This is a genomic window from Mycolicibacterium monacense (genome assembly GCF_010731575.1).
GTDB lineage: Bacteria > Actinomycetota > Actinomycetes > Mycobacteriales > Mycobacteriaceae > Mycobacterium > Mycobacterium monacense.
In genome coordinates this window covers 5,835,019-5,852,246 of record NZ_AP022617.1, presented here as the reverse complement: position 1 = coordinate 5,852,246, position 17,228 = coordinate 5,835,019, and the positions used below count along the sequence as shown (strand labels likewise).

17 protein-coding genes and 4 tRNA genes are annotated in these 17,228 nt (G+C 67.6%); 8 read left to right on the top strand and 13 right to left on the bottom strand.

From position 1 onward, the window contains the following. Positions 1 to 4: 4 nt before the first annotated feature. The 6 genes from G6N49_RS28145 to G6N49_RS28120 form a co-directional block, all read right to left on the bottom strand. Positions 5 to 1,567: a phytoene desaturase family protein gene (locus G6N49_RS28145; RefSeq protein WP_083044839.1), complete on the bottom strand. Its 1,563-nt coding sequence runs from the start codon at positions 1,565 to 1,567 to the stop codon at positions 5 to 7. Between the two features lie 31 nt (positions 1,568 to 1,598). After that, positions 1,599 to 2,195: a TetR/AcrR family transcriptional regulator gene (locus G6N49_RS28140; RefSeq protein WP_011561883.1), complete on the bottom strand. Its 597-nt coding sequence runs from the start codon at positions 2,193 to 2,195 to the stop codon at positions 1,599 to 1,601. Between the two features lie 26 nt (positions 2,196 to 2,221). After that, on the bottom strand, positions 2,222 to 2,842 hold the full coding sequence (locus G6N49_RS28135; protein WP_179967808.1) for a TetR/AcrR family transcriptional regulator: 621 nt from the start codon (positions 2,840 to 2,842) through the stop codon (positions 2,222 to 2,224). A 53-nt stretch (positions 2,843 to 2,895) separates the two neighbouring features. Further along, positions 2,896 to 2,972: transfer RNA gene (locus G6N49_RS28130), tRNA-Phe, on the bottom strand. Positions 2,973 to 3,014: 42 nt separating this feature from the next. Further along, positions 3,015 to 3,091, bottom strand: a tRNA-Asp gene (locus tag G6N49_RS28125). A gap of 33 nt (positions 3,092 to 3,124) precedes the next feature. Then, a tRNA-Glu gene (locus G6N49_RS28120) sits at positions 3,125 to 3,197 on the bottom strand. A gap of 120 nt (positions 3,198 to 3,317) precedes the next feature. Here G6N49_RS28120 and G6N49_RS28115 point away from each other — a divergent pair. Continuing rightward, a tRNA-Lys gene (locus G6N49_RS28115) sits at positions 3,318 to 3,393 on the top strand. Positions 3,394 to 3,406: 13 nt separating this feature from the next. On the opposite strand, the gene G6N49_RS28110 is transcribed toward G6N49_RS28115, so the two are convergent. Continuing rightward, positions 3,407 to 3,772, bottom strand: coding sequence for a group I truncated hemoglobin (locus G6N49_RS28110; RefSeq protein WP_083044841.1), 366 nt, complete (start codon positions 3,770 to 3,772; stop codon positions 3,407 to 3,409). Positions 3,773 to 3,856: 84 nt separating this feature from the next. Next, positions 3,857 to 4,861: an oxygenase MpaB family protein gene (locus tag G6N49_RS28105; protein WP_011768373.1), complete on the bottom strand. Its 1,005-nt coding sequence runs from the start codon at positions 4,859 to 4,861 to the stop codon at positions 3,857 to 3,859. Between the two features lie 72 nt (positions 4,862 to 4,933). Here G6N49_RS28105 and G6N49_RS28100 point away from each other — a divergent pair, with 72 nt between their 5' ends. The 5 genes from G6N49_RS28100 to phoU all read left to right on the top strand — a co-directional run bounded on the left by G6N49_RS28100 (position 4,934) and on the right by phoU (position 10,959). Beyond that, positions 4,934 to 5,518: a TetR/AcrR family transcriptional regulator gene (locus tag G6N49_RS28100; RefSeq protein WP_011561887.1), complete on the top strand. Its 585-nt coding sequence runs from the start codon at positions 4,934 to 4,936 to the stop codon at positions 5,516 to 5,518. Between the two features lie 213 nt (positions 5,519 to 5,731). Further along, positions 5,732 to 6,727 (top strand): acyl-ACP desaturase, encoded by a 996-nt coding sequence (locus tag G6N49_RS28095; RefSeq protein ID WP_083044842.1) that lies wholly within the window; start codon positions 5,732 to 5,734, stop codon positions 6,725 to 6,727. Positions 6,728 to 6,759: 32 nt separating this feature from the next. Continuing rightward, on the top strand, positions 6,760 to 7,893 hold the full coding sequence (dusB, locus tag G6N49_RS28090; RefSeq protein WP_041309868.1) for a tRNA dihydrouridine synthase DusB: 1,134 nt from the start codon (positions 6,760 to 6,762) through the stop codon (positions 7,891 to 7,893). A gap of 201 nt (positions 7,894 to 8,094) precedes the next feature. Further along, a complete protein-coding gene (locus G6N49_RS28085; RefSeq protein ID WP_011857049.1) occupies positions 8,095 to 10,200 on the top strand; it encodes an LCP family protein in 2,106 nt (701 codons plus the stop codon). Between the two features lie 90 nt (positions 10,201 to 10,290). Beyond that, positions 10,291 to 10,959, top strand: a complete 669-nt coding sequence (gene phoU / locus G6N49_RS28080) for a phosphate signaling complex protein PhoU (protein ID WP_011561891.1) — start codon at positions 10,291 to 10,293, stop codon at positions 10,957 to 10,959. Positions 10,960 to 10,998: 39 nt separating this feature from the next. On the opposite strand, the gene G6N49_RS28075 is transcribed toward phoU, so the two are convergent. Genes G6N49_RS28075 through pstS form a run of 5 tightly spaced genes read right to left on the bottom strand, consistent with a single transcriptional unit; the run spans position 10,999 to position 15,646 of the window. Then, positions 10,999 to 11,742: a response regulator transcription factor gene (locus tag G6N49_RS28075; RefSeq protein WP_083044843.1), complete on the bottom strand. Its 744-nt coding sequence runs from the start codon at positions 11,740 to 11,742 to the stop codon at positions 10,999 to 11,001. Positions 11,743 to 11,759: 17 nt separating this feature from the next. Further along, positions 11,760 to 12,536: a phosphate ABC transporter ATP-binding protein PstB gene (pstB, locus tag G6N49_RS28070; RefSeq protein ID WP_011561893.1), complete on the bottom strand. Its 777-nt coding sequence runs from the start codon at positions 12,534 to 12,536 to the stop codon at positions 11,760 to 11,762. A gap of 7 nt (positions 12,537 to 12,543) precedes the next feature. After that, positions 12,544 to 13,446, bottom strand: coding sequence for a phosphate ABC transporter permease PstA (gene pstA / locus G6N49_RS28065; protein WP_011561894.1), 903 nt, complete (start codon positions 13,444 to 13,446; stop codon positions 12,544 to 12,546). Further along, complete coding sequence (gene pstC / locus G6N49_RS28060) at positions 13,443 to 14,492, bottom strand: phosphate ABC transporter permease subunit PstC (RefSeq protein ID WP_011561895.1); 1,050 nt, start codon at positions 14,490 to 14,492, stop codon at positions 13,443 to 13,445. The genes pstA and pstC overlap by 4 nt, the downstream gene beginning before the upstream one ends. Positions 14,493 to 14,506: 14 nt before the next feature. Further along, on the bottom strand, positions 14,507 to 15,646 hold the full coding sequence (gene pstS, locus G6N49_RS28055) for a phosphate ABC transporter substrate-binding protein PstS (protein WP_011561896.1): 1,140 nt from the start codon (positions 15,644 to 15,646) through the stop codon (positions 14,507 to 14,509). Between the two features lie 222 nt (positions 15,647 to 15,868). On the opposite strand from pstS, the gene G6N49_RS28050 reads away from it, so the two are divergent. Both G6N49_RS28050 and G6N49_RS28045 read left to right on the top strand, forming a co-directional pair. Continuing rightward, on the top strand, positions 15,869 to 16,555 hold the full coding sequence (locus G6N49_RS28050; protein ID WP_083044844.1) for an arsenate reductase/protein-tyrosine-phosphatase family protein: 687 nt from the start codon (positions 15,869 to 15,871) through the stop codon (positions 16,553 to 16,555). 5 nt (positions 16,556 to 16,560) lie between these two features. Beyond that, a complete protein-coding gene (locus tag G6N49_RS28045; protein ID WP_083044845.1) occupies positions 16,561 to 17,214 on the top strand; it encodes an arsenate reductase ArsC in 654 nt (217 codons plus the stop codon). Positions 17,215 to 17,228: the final 14 nt, after the last annotated feature.

The following is a 17,228-nucleotide window of genomic DNA, read 5'->3' as shown; positions in this document are numbered from 1 at the left end:
GGGCTCAGCCCAGGTCGGTCAGCGCCTGACGCGCGGCGTTGTAGCCGGGGATGAACGTGATGCCCGGCCCGCCGTGGCATCCGGCACTGGCCAGGTAGAGGCCGTCGACCGGAAGCGGTTGATCCACATACCCTTTCGGGCCGGGCCGGTTCGGGCCCATCTGCTCGGGGTGGATCAGGCCATGGCAGTAGTCGCCGCCCGGCGCCCCGAACATCGTCCCCATGTGGCGTGGGGTGAACGTGGTGTGCCGGGTGATGAGGTCGGCGAAATCCGGTGCGATGCGGGTGATCTTCTCGATCACCCGCCGGCCCATCTCGGTCTTCATCTCCCCGTAGCGGGCGTGGTCGGTCTCGACGGGGAACCACAGCGCGAACGCCGACGCGGCGTGCTTACCGGGCGGCGCGAGCGTGGGATCGTGCGCCGAGGGGATCTGCAGCGCGATCGCGGGGTCGGCCGGCACCACACCGCGCCGGCAGTCCTCCCACTGGCTCTGCAGCTCCTCCGGCGTGCTGAACAGCCCAATGGCCGCCTGCATCTCGGGATCGTTGAGCATCTCGTACGGTGCGGCGAAGGTGGGGGCGGCGTCCAGCGCGAAGTGCATCTGCAGATAGCTGCCCCGGTGGTCGATGCGTGCGAAGCGGTCACGGAGGTCGGCGGTTACGGCGTCGGGGTCGAGCAGTGCGGTCACGGTGAGGTCGGGGGCGACGGCCGAGACGACCGTGTGCGCGGTGAGCGTTGTCCCGTCCTCGAGCGCGACACCGGAGACGCGCCCGTCGGCGACCGCGATCCGCGCGACCTTGCTGCGCAGCCGGACCTCTCCGCCGGCCTCGGTGAACAGGCGGCACAGGTGGTCGGTGAGGGCGCCGATCCCGCCGCGCAGTTTCTTCATCAGCGCGGCGTTCTCGTCCGGCACGGCCAGGCCGAAGGCCAGCGCCGCCGCACTGCCCGGCGTCGCGGGCCCGCGGTAGGTGGTGTTGACGGCGAGGAACGCCAGCATGCCGCGCAGCGCGCCGTGTTTCTCACGGTCGGGCAGATAGCGGTCCAGTACGTCGCTGACCGACCCGAACAGCATGTCGGTGATCGCGGCGCGTTCGAACGGGGTTGCGGCACAGGCGTACATCTCGTCGAGCGATCTGGGCGGGCGCTCGGCGTCGAACCGGCCGAGAGCCCGCGTCGGCCCCTGACTCCACGCCATCAGACCGGCCATCCCGGCGACGGCGTCGGCGCCGTGCACCTCGTCGAGGTGGGTCAGCATCCGCATCGGATCGGTGTAGTAGACGACCGGGGCGTCGCCGACGCCGCGCAGCGACACCGACATCACCTCGAGGTCGACGGTGGGCAGTTCGTCGAGGCCGAGTTCGCGGCTGACCGTCGCCGACGTCGGGAACTGCAGGGAGCCGGCGATCTCGAAGCGGTACCCGTCGAACAGTTCGACGGTCGAGGCCATCCCGCCGGCGTACCGCTTGGCCTCCAGGCAGACGGTGCGCAGTCCTGACCGCTGCAGAAGGGCCGCCGCGGTGAGCCCGTTGTGCCCGGCGCCGATGACGACCACGTCGAAGTCCGGCATGGACCGAGGCTGTCACCGGCCCGAAGTTTTGTCAATATTGACGAAACTCGAGGCTCTCGAGTGCGGTGCGGCAGAGCCTGGACAGCTCCGGGAGCGAGCGCGGGTCGTCTTCCATCCACATCTCCATCGCCCCGAAGACCGCGGCGGCAATGCAACGGGCCATGACCGTCGCCCGCAACCGCTCGTCGCTGCCGGCCGCCGGTGCGCGGTCGCGGGTCAGATGCTCCTCGACCGCCTCGGCGAAGTCGGCCTCGACCTGGCGGATGTGCCGGACGATGCGGCCCTGGTCGAGTTCTTCGGCGCGCAGGGCGGCGATCTTGGTCACCGCGTCGGCGTCGTAGGGAAATTCGAGGATCGCCGAATGCACCGACTCGATGATCGACTCGTCGGGTGACCGGCCCGCGAGGGCGGCCCGGAACCACTGCAGGCCGGCGTCGTAGTCGGCGAACAGCAGATCGTGTTTGGACGTGAAGTGCCGGTAGAAGGTGCGCAGTGAGACCCCGGCGTCGGCGGCGATCTGCTCGGCCGAGGTGTCCTCGACGCCCTGGGCGAGGAACCGCACGAGCGCGGCCTGACGTAGGGCCTCTCGGGTGCGTTCGCTGCGCGCGGTCTGCGCGGGCCGGACCATGCCCGTAAGGTACCCGGCCCGCCCGATCAGACCCTGTGGGTGCCGTCGGGCCGCAGCAGCGCGATCGAGGCGGCGACGGCCTCGTCGGTGATGTCGCTCATCCGGCCGCCGTCCTCGACGGTGATGGCGGTCAGTTCGCGCAGACCGCCGAGCAACATGACCACCCGCGGACGTGAGACCGGCCCGATGCCCGCGGAGTGGAATTCGTCGGTGTCCCCGAGTGCCTGCACCATGCCGATGAAGTTCTCCATCACCCCGCGCTGCAGATCGTGGGCCGCGGCCCCGAGGGCCGGCAGGTCGCGGGTGGCGCTCAACATCAACGCCGAGCGCGCCTCCGCCGAGGAGATCCACGCCTCGATGGCCTGCCGCACCTGCGCCTGCCACGGCGAGTGCGGGTCGACGGCGGCGGAGATCTGCTGGACCTGACCCGCGTAGGCCTCGGCGAGCAGGGCCAGAAAACAGGCTTCGCGACTGTCGAAGTTCTCGTAGAACGTGCGCCGCGACGTGCGGGCGCGCCGCACGATGTCGGCGACGGTGGTCTTCTGGTAGCCGTCCTCGGCGATGGACTCCTCGAGCGCGTCGAGGAGACGCTGGCGGAAGTTGTTCCTGTCCTCCACCGCGCTGGGCACCTCGGTCGTCACGCTCATCAGCGAGCATCGTACGGCCGCGCCGGCAGAGACATTGGATGAAACCACTGTCATGGTGGCCAGGGCCGGGATCGAACCGGCGACCTTCCGCTTTTCAGGCGGACGCTCGTACCAACTGAGCTACCTGGCCGGAAGGCACCGGCCCGTTGCGAACCTCAATGCCTCGCCGTGATGGCGACCCTGACGGGACTCGAACCCGCGACCTCCGCCGTGACAGGGCGGCGCGCTAACCAACTGCGCCACAGGGCCAAACTGTGTGACTCCGAACAGATGAGTCACGTGTACCCCCTACGGGATTCGAACCCGCGCTACCGCCTTGAAAGGGCGGCGTCCTAGGCCGCTAGACGAAGGGGGCCAAGCCGAATCTCTCCGGGGTACTCGCAACGTTTCCGTTGGGAGCTTCGATAGCTTAGGACACCGGTACCTCAAACCCAAAACCAGGGTCGGCACGCGACGCAGTATTGTGGTGCACCGCGCCCCTATAGCTCAGTTGGTAGAGCTACGGACTTTTAATCCGCAGGTCCCAGGTTCGAGCCCTGGTGGGGGCACCACACCATCGCCCGCTCACGCGGTGCGCGCGGTGGCGATCTCGTCGGCAAGTGGGGCGACCGCCCCGATGATCTGCCCGACAAGAGCTTCCGGCACACCGGCCGCGTGCAGCGCGTCGGCGAGATGGCCGGCCACCAGGTTGAAATGGTGCATGGTGATGCCGCGGCCCTGATGGACCTGCCGCATCGGCGCACCGGTGTACGGCTCCGGCCCACCGAGCGCGGCGGCGAAGAACTCCACCTGCCTCCCCTTGAGCCGGGCCATGTTGGTGCCCGTGAAGAACCCGCTCAGCTGTTCGTCGGCCAGCACACGGCCGTAGAAGTCCTCGACGACGCCCTCGAGTGCCTCGGCGCCGCCGATCTGCTCGTAGATCGTGGTCATACACCGAGGAAAGGCGGCCACCGTTGCGTGACCGTTGCGCCGCCGTACCGGCAGCGCTAACAACGCCTCACATGGCCGGGGCGATCAGACCTTCGGGCTGTAGTGCATGGGGCTGTCGCGGTACTCGACCGGCGGCAGGTTGCGCGCCGGGGTGTGCACGATCGGATGGTCGGCAGGCAGCCGCCCGGCCTCGCGGTCCCAGCCGGAGCGGGCACGCGGGTGGTAGCGCCTGCGCTCGGGCAGCATCTTGAACGTCAGGTTGACCACACGGCCGAACAGCCGGTGCAACCACTCGTCGCGTCGCGACCAGCTGTAGCCCATCAGTTCCCGCACCGGCGGGTCGTACAGGCCCACGGTCACCCAGACCGCGAACGGTCCGAGCACCTTGAGGTTCAGCCTCCACATCCAGTCCGGAATCCATTGCAGCGACGGATGTTTCGGCATGGTCGACAGGTCGAGCACTTCGCGCGCCGCCCAGTTGTTCTCCAACACGTTGCGGCACATGTGGTCCCAATACGCCTGGAACTCCTCCCACGTCTCCGGCACCGGGCGCATGCTCATCCCGTACATCCGGTACCAGGTGATGTGCTCATCGAACAGCTGACGCTTCTCGTCCTCGGTGAGGCCGTCGCCGAAGCGCTCGGCGGTCAGGATCGTGCCCATGAAGAACGTGGAGTGCGCCCAGTAGAAGACGTCGGGGTTCAGCGCGCTGTAGCGGCGCCCCTGATCGTCGACGCCCTTGATGCCGATGTGATAGTCGCGCACCTCCGCGCCGGTCTGCGGCGCGCGGTCCCCGTCGAACACCACCCCGCCGATCGGATACAGCGAGCGCAGCAGCCGCGGCATCCGCTCCATGAAGAAGATCGAGTGCTCCTGCACGGCGGCGCCGAGTTGGGGATGCATGTTCTGCATCGAGCCGGCCCACGGACCCTGGAGCAGGCCGCGCCAGTCACCGAACAGCTTCCAGGTCAGCGAATCGGGTCCCAGCGGCGGTGGGCCGTCGTAACCACCCGATGTCACCGGACATCCACTGGCCACAGGGGCGGATTCGGTGGCCGCGTCGGGTACCGCAGAAGTATCTTGACTCACTGGTGCACTTTCCTGTCGGCGTCAGTGACAAACTTTGACTACAGTCGTTGTCACAACGAGCTTAGGAGCTACGTGTCTTCCGGTCAACGACGCGGACGCTGGTCCGGGGTCCCCCTGCAGGACCGCCAGGCGCTGCGCCGCGACGAACTCGTCACCGCGGGCGTCAAGCTGCTCGGCGGCGAGGGCGGCCCGGCGCTGACCGTGCGGGCCGTCTGCCGCGAGGCCGGCCTGACCGAACGCTACTTCTACGAGAGCTTCGTCGACCGCGACGAATTCGTCCGCGCCGCCTACGACGACGTCTGCTCGCGGGCGATGTCGGCCCTGATGACCGCCGAGACGCCGCGCGACGCCGTCGAACGGTTCGTGAAGTTGATGGTCGACGACCCGACGCGGGGTCGGGTCCTGCTGCTGGCGCCCGCCTCCGAGCCGGTGCTCACCCAGTCGGGCGCGGCGTGGATGCCCAACTTCATCGAGCTGGTGCAGCACAAGCTCACCCGCATCACCGATCCGGCCATCCAGGCGATGGTCGCCACCGGGCTGATCGGCGCGCTGACCGCGCTTTTCACCGCCTACCTCGACGGCAGGCTCAGCGCCACCCGCGAACAGTTCATCGACTACTGCGTCGACATGCTGCTCAGCCGGGTCGCCAGCCACTGACGCCGCGGCATGGCCGCCGGCGATCGGGGGTACCCCGATGGGACATCGCCTGAGCCCGAAATGCGGGCCTGGACGCTCGAATGCAGTGCTGGTGACCCGCGTGACACTCGTCCACCCAAACTTGATGTCACCGACGTACACAGATACTCTGACTGCAACCAACGGGCACAGATAACGCCGACGGGCTCCCGCACGCGAGGAGGACAACGGGACATGCACGAAAACCTGACCGACCTGCACCTGCTTCACGAGCTGGAGCCGGTCGTCGAGAAGCTGCTCAACCGGCACCTGACCATGCGCAAGGACTGGAACCCGCACGACTTCATCCCGTGGTCGGACGGCAAGAACTACTACGCCCTCGGCGGCCAGGACTGGGATCCCGAGCAGTCGAAGCTGTCCGAGGTCGCCCAGACCGCGATGGTGCAGAACCTGCTCACCGAGGACAACCTGCCCTCGTATCACCGCGAGATCGCGATGAACATGAGCATGGACGGCGCGTGGGGCCAGTGGGTCAACCGCTGGACCGCCGAGGAGAACCGGCACGGCATCGCGCTGCGCGACTACCTCGTCGTCACCCGCGCGGTCGACCCCGTCCAGCTCGAGGAACTGCGCGTCGAGCAGATGACCCGTGGCTTCTCTCCCGGCCAGAACCAGCAGGGCGACCTCTTCGCCGAGAGCCTGTTCGACTCGGTCATCTACGTGACCTTCCAGGAACTCGCCACCCGCGTCTCGCACCGCAACACCGGCAAGGCCTGTCAGGATCCGGTCGCCGACCAGCTCCTGCAGCGGGTGTCGGCCGACGAGAACCTGCACATGATCTTCTACCGCGACGTGTCCGAGGCCGGCTTCGACATCGCGCCCGACCAGGCCATGCACTCGCTGCACCGGGTGCTGCGCAACTTCAAGATGCCCGGCTACACCGTGCCGGAGTTCCGCCGCAAGGCCGTGATCATCGCCGTCGGCGGTGTCTACGATCCGCGGATCCACCTCGACGACGTGGTGATGCCGGTGCTCAAGAAGTGGCGCATCTTCGAGCGCGAGGACTTCACCGGTGAGGCCGCCCGCATGCGCGACGACCTCGGCGTGCTGGTCGAGGAACTCAAGGAGGCCTGCGAGAAGTTCGAGACGGCCAAGCAGAAGCGTCTCGAACGCGAAGCCAAGATGGCCGAGAAGAAGACCGGAAAGGTCCTCGCGTCATCAGCGTCGTAGCACCTCCCGCCGATACGGCCCGGTCTGCAGCCCTGCGGATCGGGCCGCTGGCATTGCCGAGCCCCGTGGTGCTGGCCCCGATGGCCGGGGTGACCAACGTCGCCTTCCGCACCCTGTGCCGTGAGCTCGAGGTGGCCAGGGCCGGCACCGTCAGCGGCCTGTACGTGTGCGAGATGGTGACCGCCCGGGCGCTGGTCGAACGCCACCCGGTCACCATGCACATGACCGCGTTCGCATCCGACGAGTCACCCCGATCGCTGCAGCTCTACACCGTCGACCCGGCCACCACCTATGCGGCGGCGAAGATGATCGCCGACGAGAACATGGCCGACCACATCGACATGAACTTCGGCTGCCCGGTGCCCAAGGTGACCAAGCGCGGCGGCGGCGCCGCGTTGCCCTACAAGCGGAAACTGTTCGGGCAGATTGTGCGCGCCGCAGTCACCGCCACAGAGGGCACGGACATCCCCGTCACGGTGAAGTTCCGGATCGGTATCGACGACGCCCACCACACCCATTTGGACGCCGGCCGCATCGCCGCCGAGGAGGGTGCGGCCGCGGTCGCCCTGCACGCCCGCACGGCGGCGCAGCGCTACTCCGGCACCGCCGACTGGGACCAGATCGCCGCGCTCAAGGCGCACGTGACGGCCGTCCCGGTCCTGGGCAACGGCGACATCTTCGACGCCGACGACGCGCTGGCGATGATGGCGGCCACCGGGTGCGACGGTGTCGTGATCGGGCGCGGCTGCCTCGGACGGCCGTGGCTGTTCGCCGAACTGTCGGCCAAGTTCACCGGCCGCCCCCTGCCGGTACCGCCCACACTCGGCGAGGTGGCCGACATCATCCGCAGGCACGGCGAACTGCTCACCGACCACTTCGGCGAGGACAAGGCCATGCGCGACATCCGCAAACACATCGCGTGGTACCTGCACGGATTCCCCGCCGGATCGGATCTGCGCCGGGCGCTCGCGCTGGTCAAGACGCGCGCAGAACTCTCCGAACTGCTCGCCCGGCTCGACCCCGACGTGCCGTTCCCACCGGCGGCGACCGGCCCGCGCGGACGGCAGGGGTCCGCCGCTTCGGTGTCCCTGCCGGAGGGCTGGCTGACCGATCCGGACGACTGCACGGTGCCGGCGGGTGCAGACGTCATGCACTCCGGAGGCTGACCGGTCGTCATACCGAGACGTTCTCGAGACGTTCTCCGGCTGGATGCCTCACAGGATCGCTCAGTACGATGTGGGTTCAATTGCAGCCCGGCTCCGGTGGCGGAGTTCCCGAGGCGCTGCTACAAGACAGAGTGATCGCTTAGAAGAGGACGAGCACCGCGTGCGTTCGCGCGTGCACCACGCAAAGTCGGAGGCCGGTTGATGAGTGACGGCGACAGCCCTGGAGCTGGTGCCACACCCGACCCTCGGCGTCCCGACGAGCCGAGGTCCGACTGGGACAACCAATGGCTTACCCGATCCGGGCGGCGATCAGCGGGTGCCGCGCCGTGGGAGCGCAGTGAACCGCTCAAACGTCGGCAGTCCGAACCGGAAGCCGACGAGACGGAGGAACCCGAGGAGTCCGGGCCCGATGAGTCCGGAGGCAGCCACACCGCTGGTGTGGTCACCGTCGCCGACCTGATCGCCAAACTCAACGGCGACGGCAGCGCCCCGGCGGAGCTGACACCGAAACGCCGGCGCGCCGAGCCAGAACCGGAGCCACCCGCCCCGGAGACGGAGATCATCGAGGCGATCCGCGAACCCGTCCGTGAACCGGCCGATCCGGACCGCCAGGACACCGAGATCATCCCCGCCGCGACCAGCGCCTATGCCGCCGACCTGCCCGTCCTGGCCGAGGATCCGGGTGACCGGGTGCCGCCGTACCGGGTCGGGGACGGCGGCACCGTCGTCGCCGAGGACGAACCGCACCGGCGCCGCCGGATCATCCTGGCCGGACGCGCCGCGGCCGCGCTGCTGGCGGTGCTCGCGCTGGTGCTCACCGGCGGCGCCTGGCAGTGGCAGACGTCGAAGAACGGCCTCATGAACAGGGTGTCGGCGCTGGACCAGGAGAGCCGCGACATCGTCGATCCGAACGCACAGTTCGGCGACGAGAACTTCCTGATCGTCGGTGTGGACAGTCGCATCGGCGAGAACAGCGGCATGGGCGCGGGGACCACCGACGACGCCGCCGGCGCCAGGTCGGATACCGTGATGCTGGTCAATATCCCGGCCAACCGGAAACGCGTGGTGGCGGTGTCCTTCCCCCGCGACCTGTCCATCGATCCCATGGAGTGCGAGCCCTGGAACCCGGAGACCGGTGCCTACGGCCCGATCACCGACCCGGAGTCGCCGATGTACGGGCGCGAAACGGTCTACACCGAGTACAAACTCAACTCGGCGTACGCGGTCGGCGGGCCGAAGTGCCTGGTCAAGGTCGTGCAGAAGCTCTCGGGCCTGTCGGTGAACCGGTTCATGGCCGTCGACTTCGCCGGGTTCTCCAAGATGGTCGACGCCCTGGGCGGTGTCGAGGTCTGCAGCACCGAACCGCTGGAGGACTACGAACTCGGCACGGTGCTGCCGACCGCCGGACGCCAGATGGTCGACGGGCACACCGCGCTCAACTACGTCCGCGCCCGCCAGGTCACCACCGAGATCAACGGCGACTACGGCCGCATCAAGCGCCAGCAGCGGTTCCTGTCGTCGCTGCTGCGTTCGCTGATCTCCAAGGAGGTCTTCTTCTCGCTGTCGAAGCTCAACAACGTGGTCAACATGTTCATCGACGACAGCTACGTCGACAACATCGACACCCGTGACCTGGTGACGCTGGGCCAGTCGATCCAGGGCGTCACCGCGGGACGGATCAGCTTCGTCACCGTGCCGACCACCGGCTACGCCGACGAGTACGGCAACGAGACTCCCCGCACCGACGACATGCGTGCGCTGTTCACCGCGATCATCAACGACGATCCGCTGCCCGGGGAGAAGAACCCCGACAACACGCCCGTCCCGGGCACCCCGGAGTCGACGACGGCGGATCCCGAGGTCGCGGCGACCGAGTCCGGCGGTGCCGAACTGGTCAACGCCGTCACCACCGAACCGCAGGACGTCACCGTGCAGGTGTCGAACTCCACCGGACAGACCGGTCTGGGTGCGACGACCGCCGAGGAACTGCAGCAGTACGGCTTCAACGTCACGACCCCGGACGACTACCCGAGTGCGCTGACCGAGACGACGGTGTTCTTCTCCCCCGGTAACGAGCAGGCCGCGGCCACCGTTGCGTCGTCGTTCGCCAACCCGACCATCGAGCGGGTCAGCGGTATGGGTGACATCGTCCAGGTCGTGCTCGGCAACGACTACAACGCCGTCGCCGCGCCCACACCCAGCGGCTCACCGGTCCAGGTGAACGTGTTGCACGACACCGGCAGCACACCCGCCCCGCTGCCGGAGGATCTCAACGTCACCAACGCCGCCGACACCACCTGCGAGTGACCCGCTCCTCGGCGTTTCGGCAGGTGGCATTCACCTTCAGTTCACCCGCGGCTCCGTGACGGCGCACCGTCCTACCTCTAGGCTGGACACATGCGGACCGCGTACCACGAGCAACTAGGGGCTCTCACCGATCAGCTCGGGGAGATGTGTGGCCTGGCCGGCGGAGCGATGGAACGCGCGACCCAGGCACTGCTGCAAGCCGATCTGGTGCTCGCCGAACAAGTGATCTCCGACCACGATCAGATCGCCACGATGAGCGCACGGGCCGAGGAGGCCGCGTTCGTCCTGCTGGCGCTGCAGGCGCCCGTCGCGGGCGATCTGCGCGCCGTGGTCAGCTCCATCCAGATCGTCGCCGACGTGGACCGGATGGGCGCGTTGGCGCTGCACGTCGCCAAGATCGCCCGCCGCCGTCATCCGCAGCACGTGCTGCCCGAAGAGGTCAACGGCTATTTCGCCGAGATGGGCCGCGTCGCAGTGGAACTCGGCAACGCCGCACAGGAGGTGCTGGAGACCCGCGACCCCGAGAAGGCGGCCCGCATCCAGGAGGAAGACGATGCGATGGACGATCTGCACCGTCACCTGTTCACCGTGTTGATGGACCGGGAGTGGAAGCACGGCGTGACCGCGGCCGTCGACGTGACGCTGCTGAGCCGGTTCTACGAGCGCTTCGCCGACCATGCCGTCGAGGTGGCGCGCCGGGTCATCTTCCAGGTCACCGGTGCGTACCCGACCGAAGAGGTCATCCCGACACCACGCTGAGCCGCCTTCCCGCGCGAGCGGGAGAACTCGCCGGCCGCCCTACGTGTAGATGGACGGCGCGAGCCGGTATCCCGCGCCGCGGATGGTGCGGATGAACTCACCGTGTTGGGGATCGTGCCCGAGTTTCTCCCGGAGCCGGCGTACGTGGACCGCGACGGTGTTGGTGTCGGCGGGATGTCCCCAGACCGCCCGGCTGATCTCGTCGCTGCTGGCGACCCGACCGTGGCGTTCGATCAGGTAGACGAGCAATTCGAGTTCGCGCTGGGTCAACTGCACGTCGCGCCCCCGCACCCTGGTCTCGTACCCGTCCCGGTTCACCTCGATCGGGCCCGCCGCGTACCGGGCACCTGTCGGCTCCGGCCGGTGAGCGGCGCTGCGCGCGAACGGCGCGATCGCGGCGACGTCGTAGGGGCGCACGATCAACGCCGACGCCCCCGAGGTCAGCGCCTGCCGGGTGCCGTCATCGGCGGTGGTCGAGCCGATCAGGATGGGTAGGTCCCACCTGCTGCGTACCGCAGCGGTGATCCGGGCCGCGTCGACGGTGCGGGTGCGCGCGGCGAGCACCAGCACATCCGGCGGGTTCACCCCGATCGCCAGGAGCGCTTCGACGCCGTCGTCGCACCATGTTGTCTCGATGCCGACCGCGGCCGCGCCATTCATCAGCCGCCCGGCGATGTCGGCGTCCGGGTCGACCAGCATCAGGGTCCCCCACACCGGCGGCACGGCCGGCCGGCGCTCACTCACGCCGGACGGCGGGTCGGTGCGCCTCACCTCGAGCGTCACCCGCGACCACCCACACGTCAGCCGAAGCGGCCCGAGATGTAGTCCTCCGTGGCCTTCTGCGTCGGATTGGAGAAGATCTTCTCCGTGTCGTCGACCTCGACGAGCCTGCCGGGCTTACCGGTCGCCTCGAGGTTGAAGAACGCGGTCTGGTCGCTCACCCGCGCGGCCTGCTGCATGTTGTGGGTGACGATGACGATGGTGTAGTCCTGCTTGAGCTCGTCGATGAGATCCTCGATCGCGAGCGTGGAGATCGGGTCGAGCGCCGAGCAGGGTTCGTCCATCAGCAGCACATCCGGCTGAACCGCGATGGCACGGGCGATGCACAGACGCTGCTGCTGACCACCCGACAGGCCGCCACCGGGCTGGTCGAGGCGGTCCTTGACCTCTTTCCACAGGTTGGCGCCTTTGAGGGATTGCTCGGCGACCTCGTCGAGGGTCTTCCTGTTGCGCACACCCTGCAACTTGAGACCGGCGACCACGTTGTCGCGAATCGACATGGTGGGGAAGGGATTCGGGCGCTGGAAGACCATCCCGATGGTCTTGCGCACACTCACCGGGTCGATGCCCGGGCCGTAGATGTCCTCGCCGTCGAGCAGCACCGAGCCTTCGACGCGCGCGCCGGGGATGACCTCGTGCATGCGGTTGAGCGTGCGCAGCACTGTCGACTTGCCGCAACCGGAGGGACCGATGAAGGCGGTGACGCTGCGCGGCAGTACCGCGAGCCCGACATCGGCGACGGCGTGGAAGCTGCCGTAATAGATGTTGAGATCCTTGAGATCCAGCCGCTTGGCCATGAGGCTCCTAAACTCTGTTCCGCGTCAGGTATCGGTTGATGAATGCAGCACCGAGGTACAACGCCGCGATGATCAAGATCAGGGTCAGCGCGGCGCCCCAGACCCGCAGTGCGCCGGCCGATTCCGGGTTGACGAGTTCGGTGTAGATGAGCAGTGGCAGCGATGCCATGTTGCCTTCGAACGCGTCGAAGTTGATCGAGCGGCTGTAACCGACGAGCACGAGGACCGGAGCCGTCTCACCCATGACCCGGGCCAGCGCAAGCAGGATGCCGCTGATCATCCCGGGGAGTGCTGTGGGCACGACGACCCGCATGATGGTCTTCCACTTCGGAATCCCCAACGCATAGGACGCTTCCCGCAGTTCGTCGGGTACGAGCTTGAGCATCTCCTCGGTATTGCGCACCACGACGGGCAACATCAACAACACCAGGGCCAGTGACACGGCAAAGGCGCTCTGCTCGAAGCCCATCGTGGCGATCCACAATGCGAAGATGAAAAGCGCGGCCACGATTGAGGGCACACCGGCGAGGATGTCGACCATGAAGGTCGTCACCTTGGCGAACTTGCCCCGCCCGTACTCCACCAGGTAGACCGCGGCCATGACACCCAGCGGAACGGACAGCGCGGCGGCGATGAGGGCCTGGATAAGCGTGCCGTAGATCGCGTGATAAACCCCGCCGGCGAATTCCTCCGGGAGTACGCCGGCGAGCGAATGCGACCACCAGGTGGACGAGACGATCGCCCGGACACCTTTTGCGACAACGGTGTACAGCAGCCACACCAGCGGGATCATCGCGATGACGAACGACGCCGTGAACAACGTTGTCGCAATGCCGTTCTTGAGCTTGCGGCTGGTGCTGACCGGGTGGAAGGTCGGGACCTTCACCGGCTGGTCGAGTGTGGCCGTCATCCTCCGCTGACCCTTCCGCCTGCCGCTGCCCGGGCCAGCGCGTTGACCACGAAGGTCAGCGCGAACAGCACGAAGCCGGCGGCGATGTATGCGCCTGTCGGTAGCGGCGCGCTGAATTCCGCTGCTGCAGAGGCGATCTTTGACGCGAACGTGTAGCCACCGTCGAAGAGCGACCAGTGGCCGGCCTGCGCGGCAGTGCGCAGGATGATCAGGATTGCGATCGTCTCACCGAGTGCTCGGCCCAGGCCCAGCATCGACGCCGCGATCATGCCGCTGCGCCCGTAGGGGAAGACCGTCATGCGGACGACTTCCCACTTGGTGGCGCCCAGAGCCTGCGCGGCCTCCACATGACCACGGGGGGTGAGCGCGAAGACCTCGCGGGTGACCGACGTGATGATCGGCAGAATCATGACGGCGAGAACGATGCCCGCCGTGAAGATCGTTCCTCCGCCGGCGAGCGAGACGTTGCCCTCCGAGAACAGGAAGAACCAGCCGAGCTTGTCGTTGAGGAATGTCGCCACCGGGGTGAGCCACGGAGCCAGGACGAAAATGCCCCACAGACCGAAAACGATGGACGGCACCGCCGCCAGCAGATCGACCAGCATGCCGAACGGCCGCGCCAACCGCTTCGGTGCATAGTTCGTCAGGAACGCCGCGATGCCGATCGCGATGGGCACGGCGATCACCAGAGCGAACACCGAGCTGAGCACTGTGACCATGAACAGGTCACGGATGCCGAAGCGCAGGTTGTCCGAGTCGCTGGTGAGGAATTCCGTGCTGAAGAGGAAGTTGGCCTGGTTGGCCTGCAGCGACGGGATCGCCTTGACGATCAGGAAGAGCGCCATGAGGGCGATCGCGCCGATGATGGTGGCGCCCGCGGCGACGGCGATGGACTTGAAGACCTTGTCGCCCCAACGTCCGTCGCCCTGTTTCAACGCCGACCCCTTCCCGGATTTGGTGTCTCTTCCAGGAGTATTCCCGACGCCCTGTGGGCTCGTCGATTGCGCCGACGAGCCCACAGCGGTCGAATCTGGTGTGACAGCCATCAGTGGGTGACTACTCAGGCGGTGGCGTTGATGGCGTCGACGGCCTCGGTCAGCCGGGTCTTGAACGCCTCGGGAACCGGGATGTACCCGTTGTCCTCCAGACCCTGTTGGCCGTTGCCGAGCGCGGAGTGCATGAACGCCTTGACCGCGGTGGCGACCTCGGGATCGGGGTACTGCGAGCACACGATCTCGTACGCGGCGAGCATGATCGGGTACGAACCCGGCTCCGACGGCATGTAGAACGACGCGGTGTCGAGGACGAGGTCGTTGCCCTCACCCTTGAACTTCACGCCGTCGATGGCCTTGCCCGCGGTCTCGGTGTTCAGCTCGACCGGCTCCGGTCCCGCCGCGGTGATGATCTTGGCGATCGACAGGTTCTGCGCCTTGGCGAACGACCACTCGTTGTAGGTGATGGAACCGGGGGTGCTCGCGATGGCCGCCGAGGTGCCCTCGTTGCCCTTGGCGCCCTCGCCGACGCCGCCGGCGAACGACTTGCCCGCGCCCTTGCCCCATGCACCGTCCGACGCCGCGTCCAGGTACTTCTGGAAGTTGTCGGTGGTGCCCGATTCGTCGCTGCGGAAGATGACGTTGATCGGCTGCGCAGGCAGGGTGACACCCTGGTTCAGCGCCGCGATCTCGGGGGCGTCCCAGGTCTTGACGGTGCCGTTGAAGATCTTGCCGAGGGTCGGGCCGTCGAGGACCACGCCGTCGACGCCTTCGAGGTTGTAGGTGATGGCGATCGGGCCGAACACCGCGGGCAGGTTCCATGCGTCGCTACCGCCGCAGCGCTCCTTGGCCTTGTCGTACTCGCCCTTGTCGGCGCTCAGCGGGGAGTCGGAGCCGCCGAAGTCCGTTTGGCCGCCGAGGAATTCGGACACGCCCGCGCCCGAACCGCTGGAGGTGTAGTTCAGGGTGAAGCCGGGGCAGTCCTTCTCGTAGGCGTTGATGAAACGCGTCATCGCATTGGCCTGCGCCGACGAACCGCTCGCCTTGAGCGCTTCCTTGCCACCGCAGTCACCGGCGGCCGCAGAACCCGATTCACCCGAGCCCGAGCCCGACCCCGACGAGGTGTTGTTGTCGCTGCCACAGCCCGACAGCAGCAGGGCGCCGGCGGCCAGCAGGCCGAACGCAGCACCAGATCGTTTCGCCTTCACGAAGCTCCTTCTAGACATCACGGGTAGACGCCGGCGGCGTACCAGCGTTCGGTCACACACGCCGCGTCAAGCAGACCCATCGCCGCTCGGTTGTGAACCTATGGGGACGCCATGAATGCACTCCCTACGGATGGTGAACGGAAAATGAACCGCGTCTGCGCTTTGACTCCGACGGATTTTCGCGGTTGACGTCGAGCACATACCTCAGTGAATATTGAGTCAATGGTAATTGAGCAGGATGCCGTCCGGCGGCGCGCTGCCGTCCACGCCGCCCTCGCGGATCCCGGCCGGCTGACCATCGTCGACCGCCTTCGACTCGGGGATGCCTCGCCGTCGGAACTGCAGGTAGCGCTGGACATGCCGTCGAACCTGTTGGCACATCACCTCAAGGCGCTCGAGGGCGCCGGACTCATTAGGCGCGTCAAGTCGGAAGCCGACCGACGCCGGACGTACCTCAAGCTCGACCACGACGCCCTGGCGGCGATGGTTCCGGCCACCACGCGGACGGCCGACCGGGTGGTGTTCGTCTGCACTCGGAATTCGGCGCGCAGCCAGATGGCGGCCGCGATCTGGAACGGGCGCAGCCGGATCCCGGCGGCATCGGCCGGAACACACCCCGCCGACTCGATCCATCCCGGCGCGCTGGCCGCTGCCCGTCGCCACCGGGTGCCCATCGAACCGCAGACGCCCCGGCGTCTCGACGACGTCCTCGCCGACGGAGACCTGCTGATCGCGGTGTGCGACAACGCCCATGAGGAACTGCCACCCGAACTCGACCGCATCCACTGGTCGGTCGCCGACCCCGCACGCTCGCCGCAGCGGGATGCCTTCGACACCGCGCTGCGGGAACTGACTGACCGCGTCCAGCACTTCCTGACCGCCGCCCTGACACCGATCCGACAGGAATGAGCCCGATGTCCGACCACATGCGACCCAACCCGTCCCTCGACCAGAAGTTGGCCCTCCGAGTCGCGGGCACCCGACTCGAGGAGGAGTTCGCCGGCGTGTTCGACGCCGAGACCGTCGAGAGTTTCCTGCACTCCGCCTACCACCGGTTCGCCGGTCACGCGTCGGTCCCGAACTTCCTGCCGTTGCTCGCCGAGCGGTTCGCCCACCAACAGTTGCGAGCGCTCGCGAAGGTCGAAGGCAAGGGTCACGACGGCAAGCCCGTCGTGCTGTTCCTCTGCACGCACAACGCCGGGCGCTCACAGATGGCACTGGGATTCTTCACCCACCTCGCCGGCGACGCCGCGGTCGCGTGGTCAGGGGGTTCCGAGCCCGGCGACGAGATCAATCCGGCCGCGGTCGAGGCGATGGCTGAACGTGGTGTCGACATCTCCGGCGAATACCCGAAGCCGTGGACCGACGAGATCGTCCGAGCCGCCGACGTGGTGATCTCCATGGGCTGCGGTGACGCGTGCCCGGTCTTCCCGGGACGGCGCTACGAAGAATGGAAGCTCGACGATCCGGCCGGTATGGGAGTCGACGCGGTACGCCCCATCCGCGACGACATCGAACGCCGGGTTCGGGGACTGCTGGCCGAACTCGGGGTCACCGTCGAGGCGTGAACCTCGCGGTCACC

Bases quoted from the DNA above. Each gene is read 5' to 3' on its own strand.
- G6N49_RS28135 (WP_179967808.1), bottom strand. From the start codon at position 2,842: ATGAGCGTGACGACCGAGGTGCCCAGCGCGGTGGAGGACAGGAACAAC.
- pstC (WP_011561895.1), bottom strand. From the start codon at position 14,492: ATGGCTGTCACACCAGATTCGACCGCTGTGGGCTCGTCGGCGCAATCG.
- G6N49_RS28050 (WP_083044844.1), top strand. From the start codon at position 15,869: ATGGTAATTGAGCAGGATGCCGTCCGGCGGCGCGCTGCCGTCCACGCC.
- phoU (WP_011561891.1), top strand. From the start codon at position 10,291: ATGCGGACCGCGTACCACGAGCAACTAGGGGCTCTCACCGATCAGCTC.
- G6N49_RS28085 (WP_011857049.1), top strand. From the start codon at position 8,095: ATGAGTGACGGCGACAGCCCTGGAGCTGGTGCCACACCCGACCCTCGG.
- pstA (WP_011561894.1), bottom strand. From the start codon at position 13,446: ATGACGGCCACACTCGACCAGCCGGTGAAGGTCCCGACCTTCCACCCG.
- G6N49_RS28110 (WP_083044841.1), bottom strand. From the start codon at position 3,772: ATGACCACGATCTACGAGCAGATCGGCGGCGCCGAGGCACTCGAGGGC.
- G6N49_RS28095 (WP_083044842.1), top strand. From the start codon at position 5,732: ATGCACGAAAACCTGACCGACCTGCACCTGCTTCACGAGCTGGAGCCG.
- G6N49_RS28140 (WP_011561883.1), bottom strand. From the start codon at position 2,195: ATGGTCCGGCCCGCGCAGACCGCGCGCAGCGAACGCACCCGAGAGGCC.
- G6N49_RS28145 (WP_083044839.1), bottom strand. From the start codon at position 1,567: ATGCCGGACTTCGACGTGGTCGTCATCGGCGCCGGGCACAACGGGCTC.
- pstB (WP_011561893.1), bottom strand. From the start codon at position 12,536: ATGGCCAAGCGGCTGGATCTCAAGGATCTCAACATCTATTACGGCAGC.
- G6N49_RS28045 (WP_083044845.1), top strand. From the start codon at position 16,561: ATGTCCGACCACATGCGACCCAACCCGTCCCTCGACCAGAAGTTGGCC.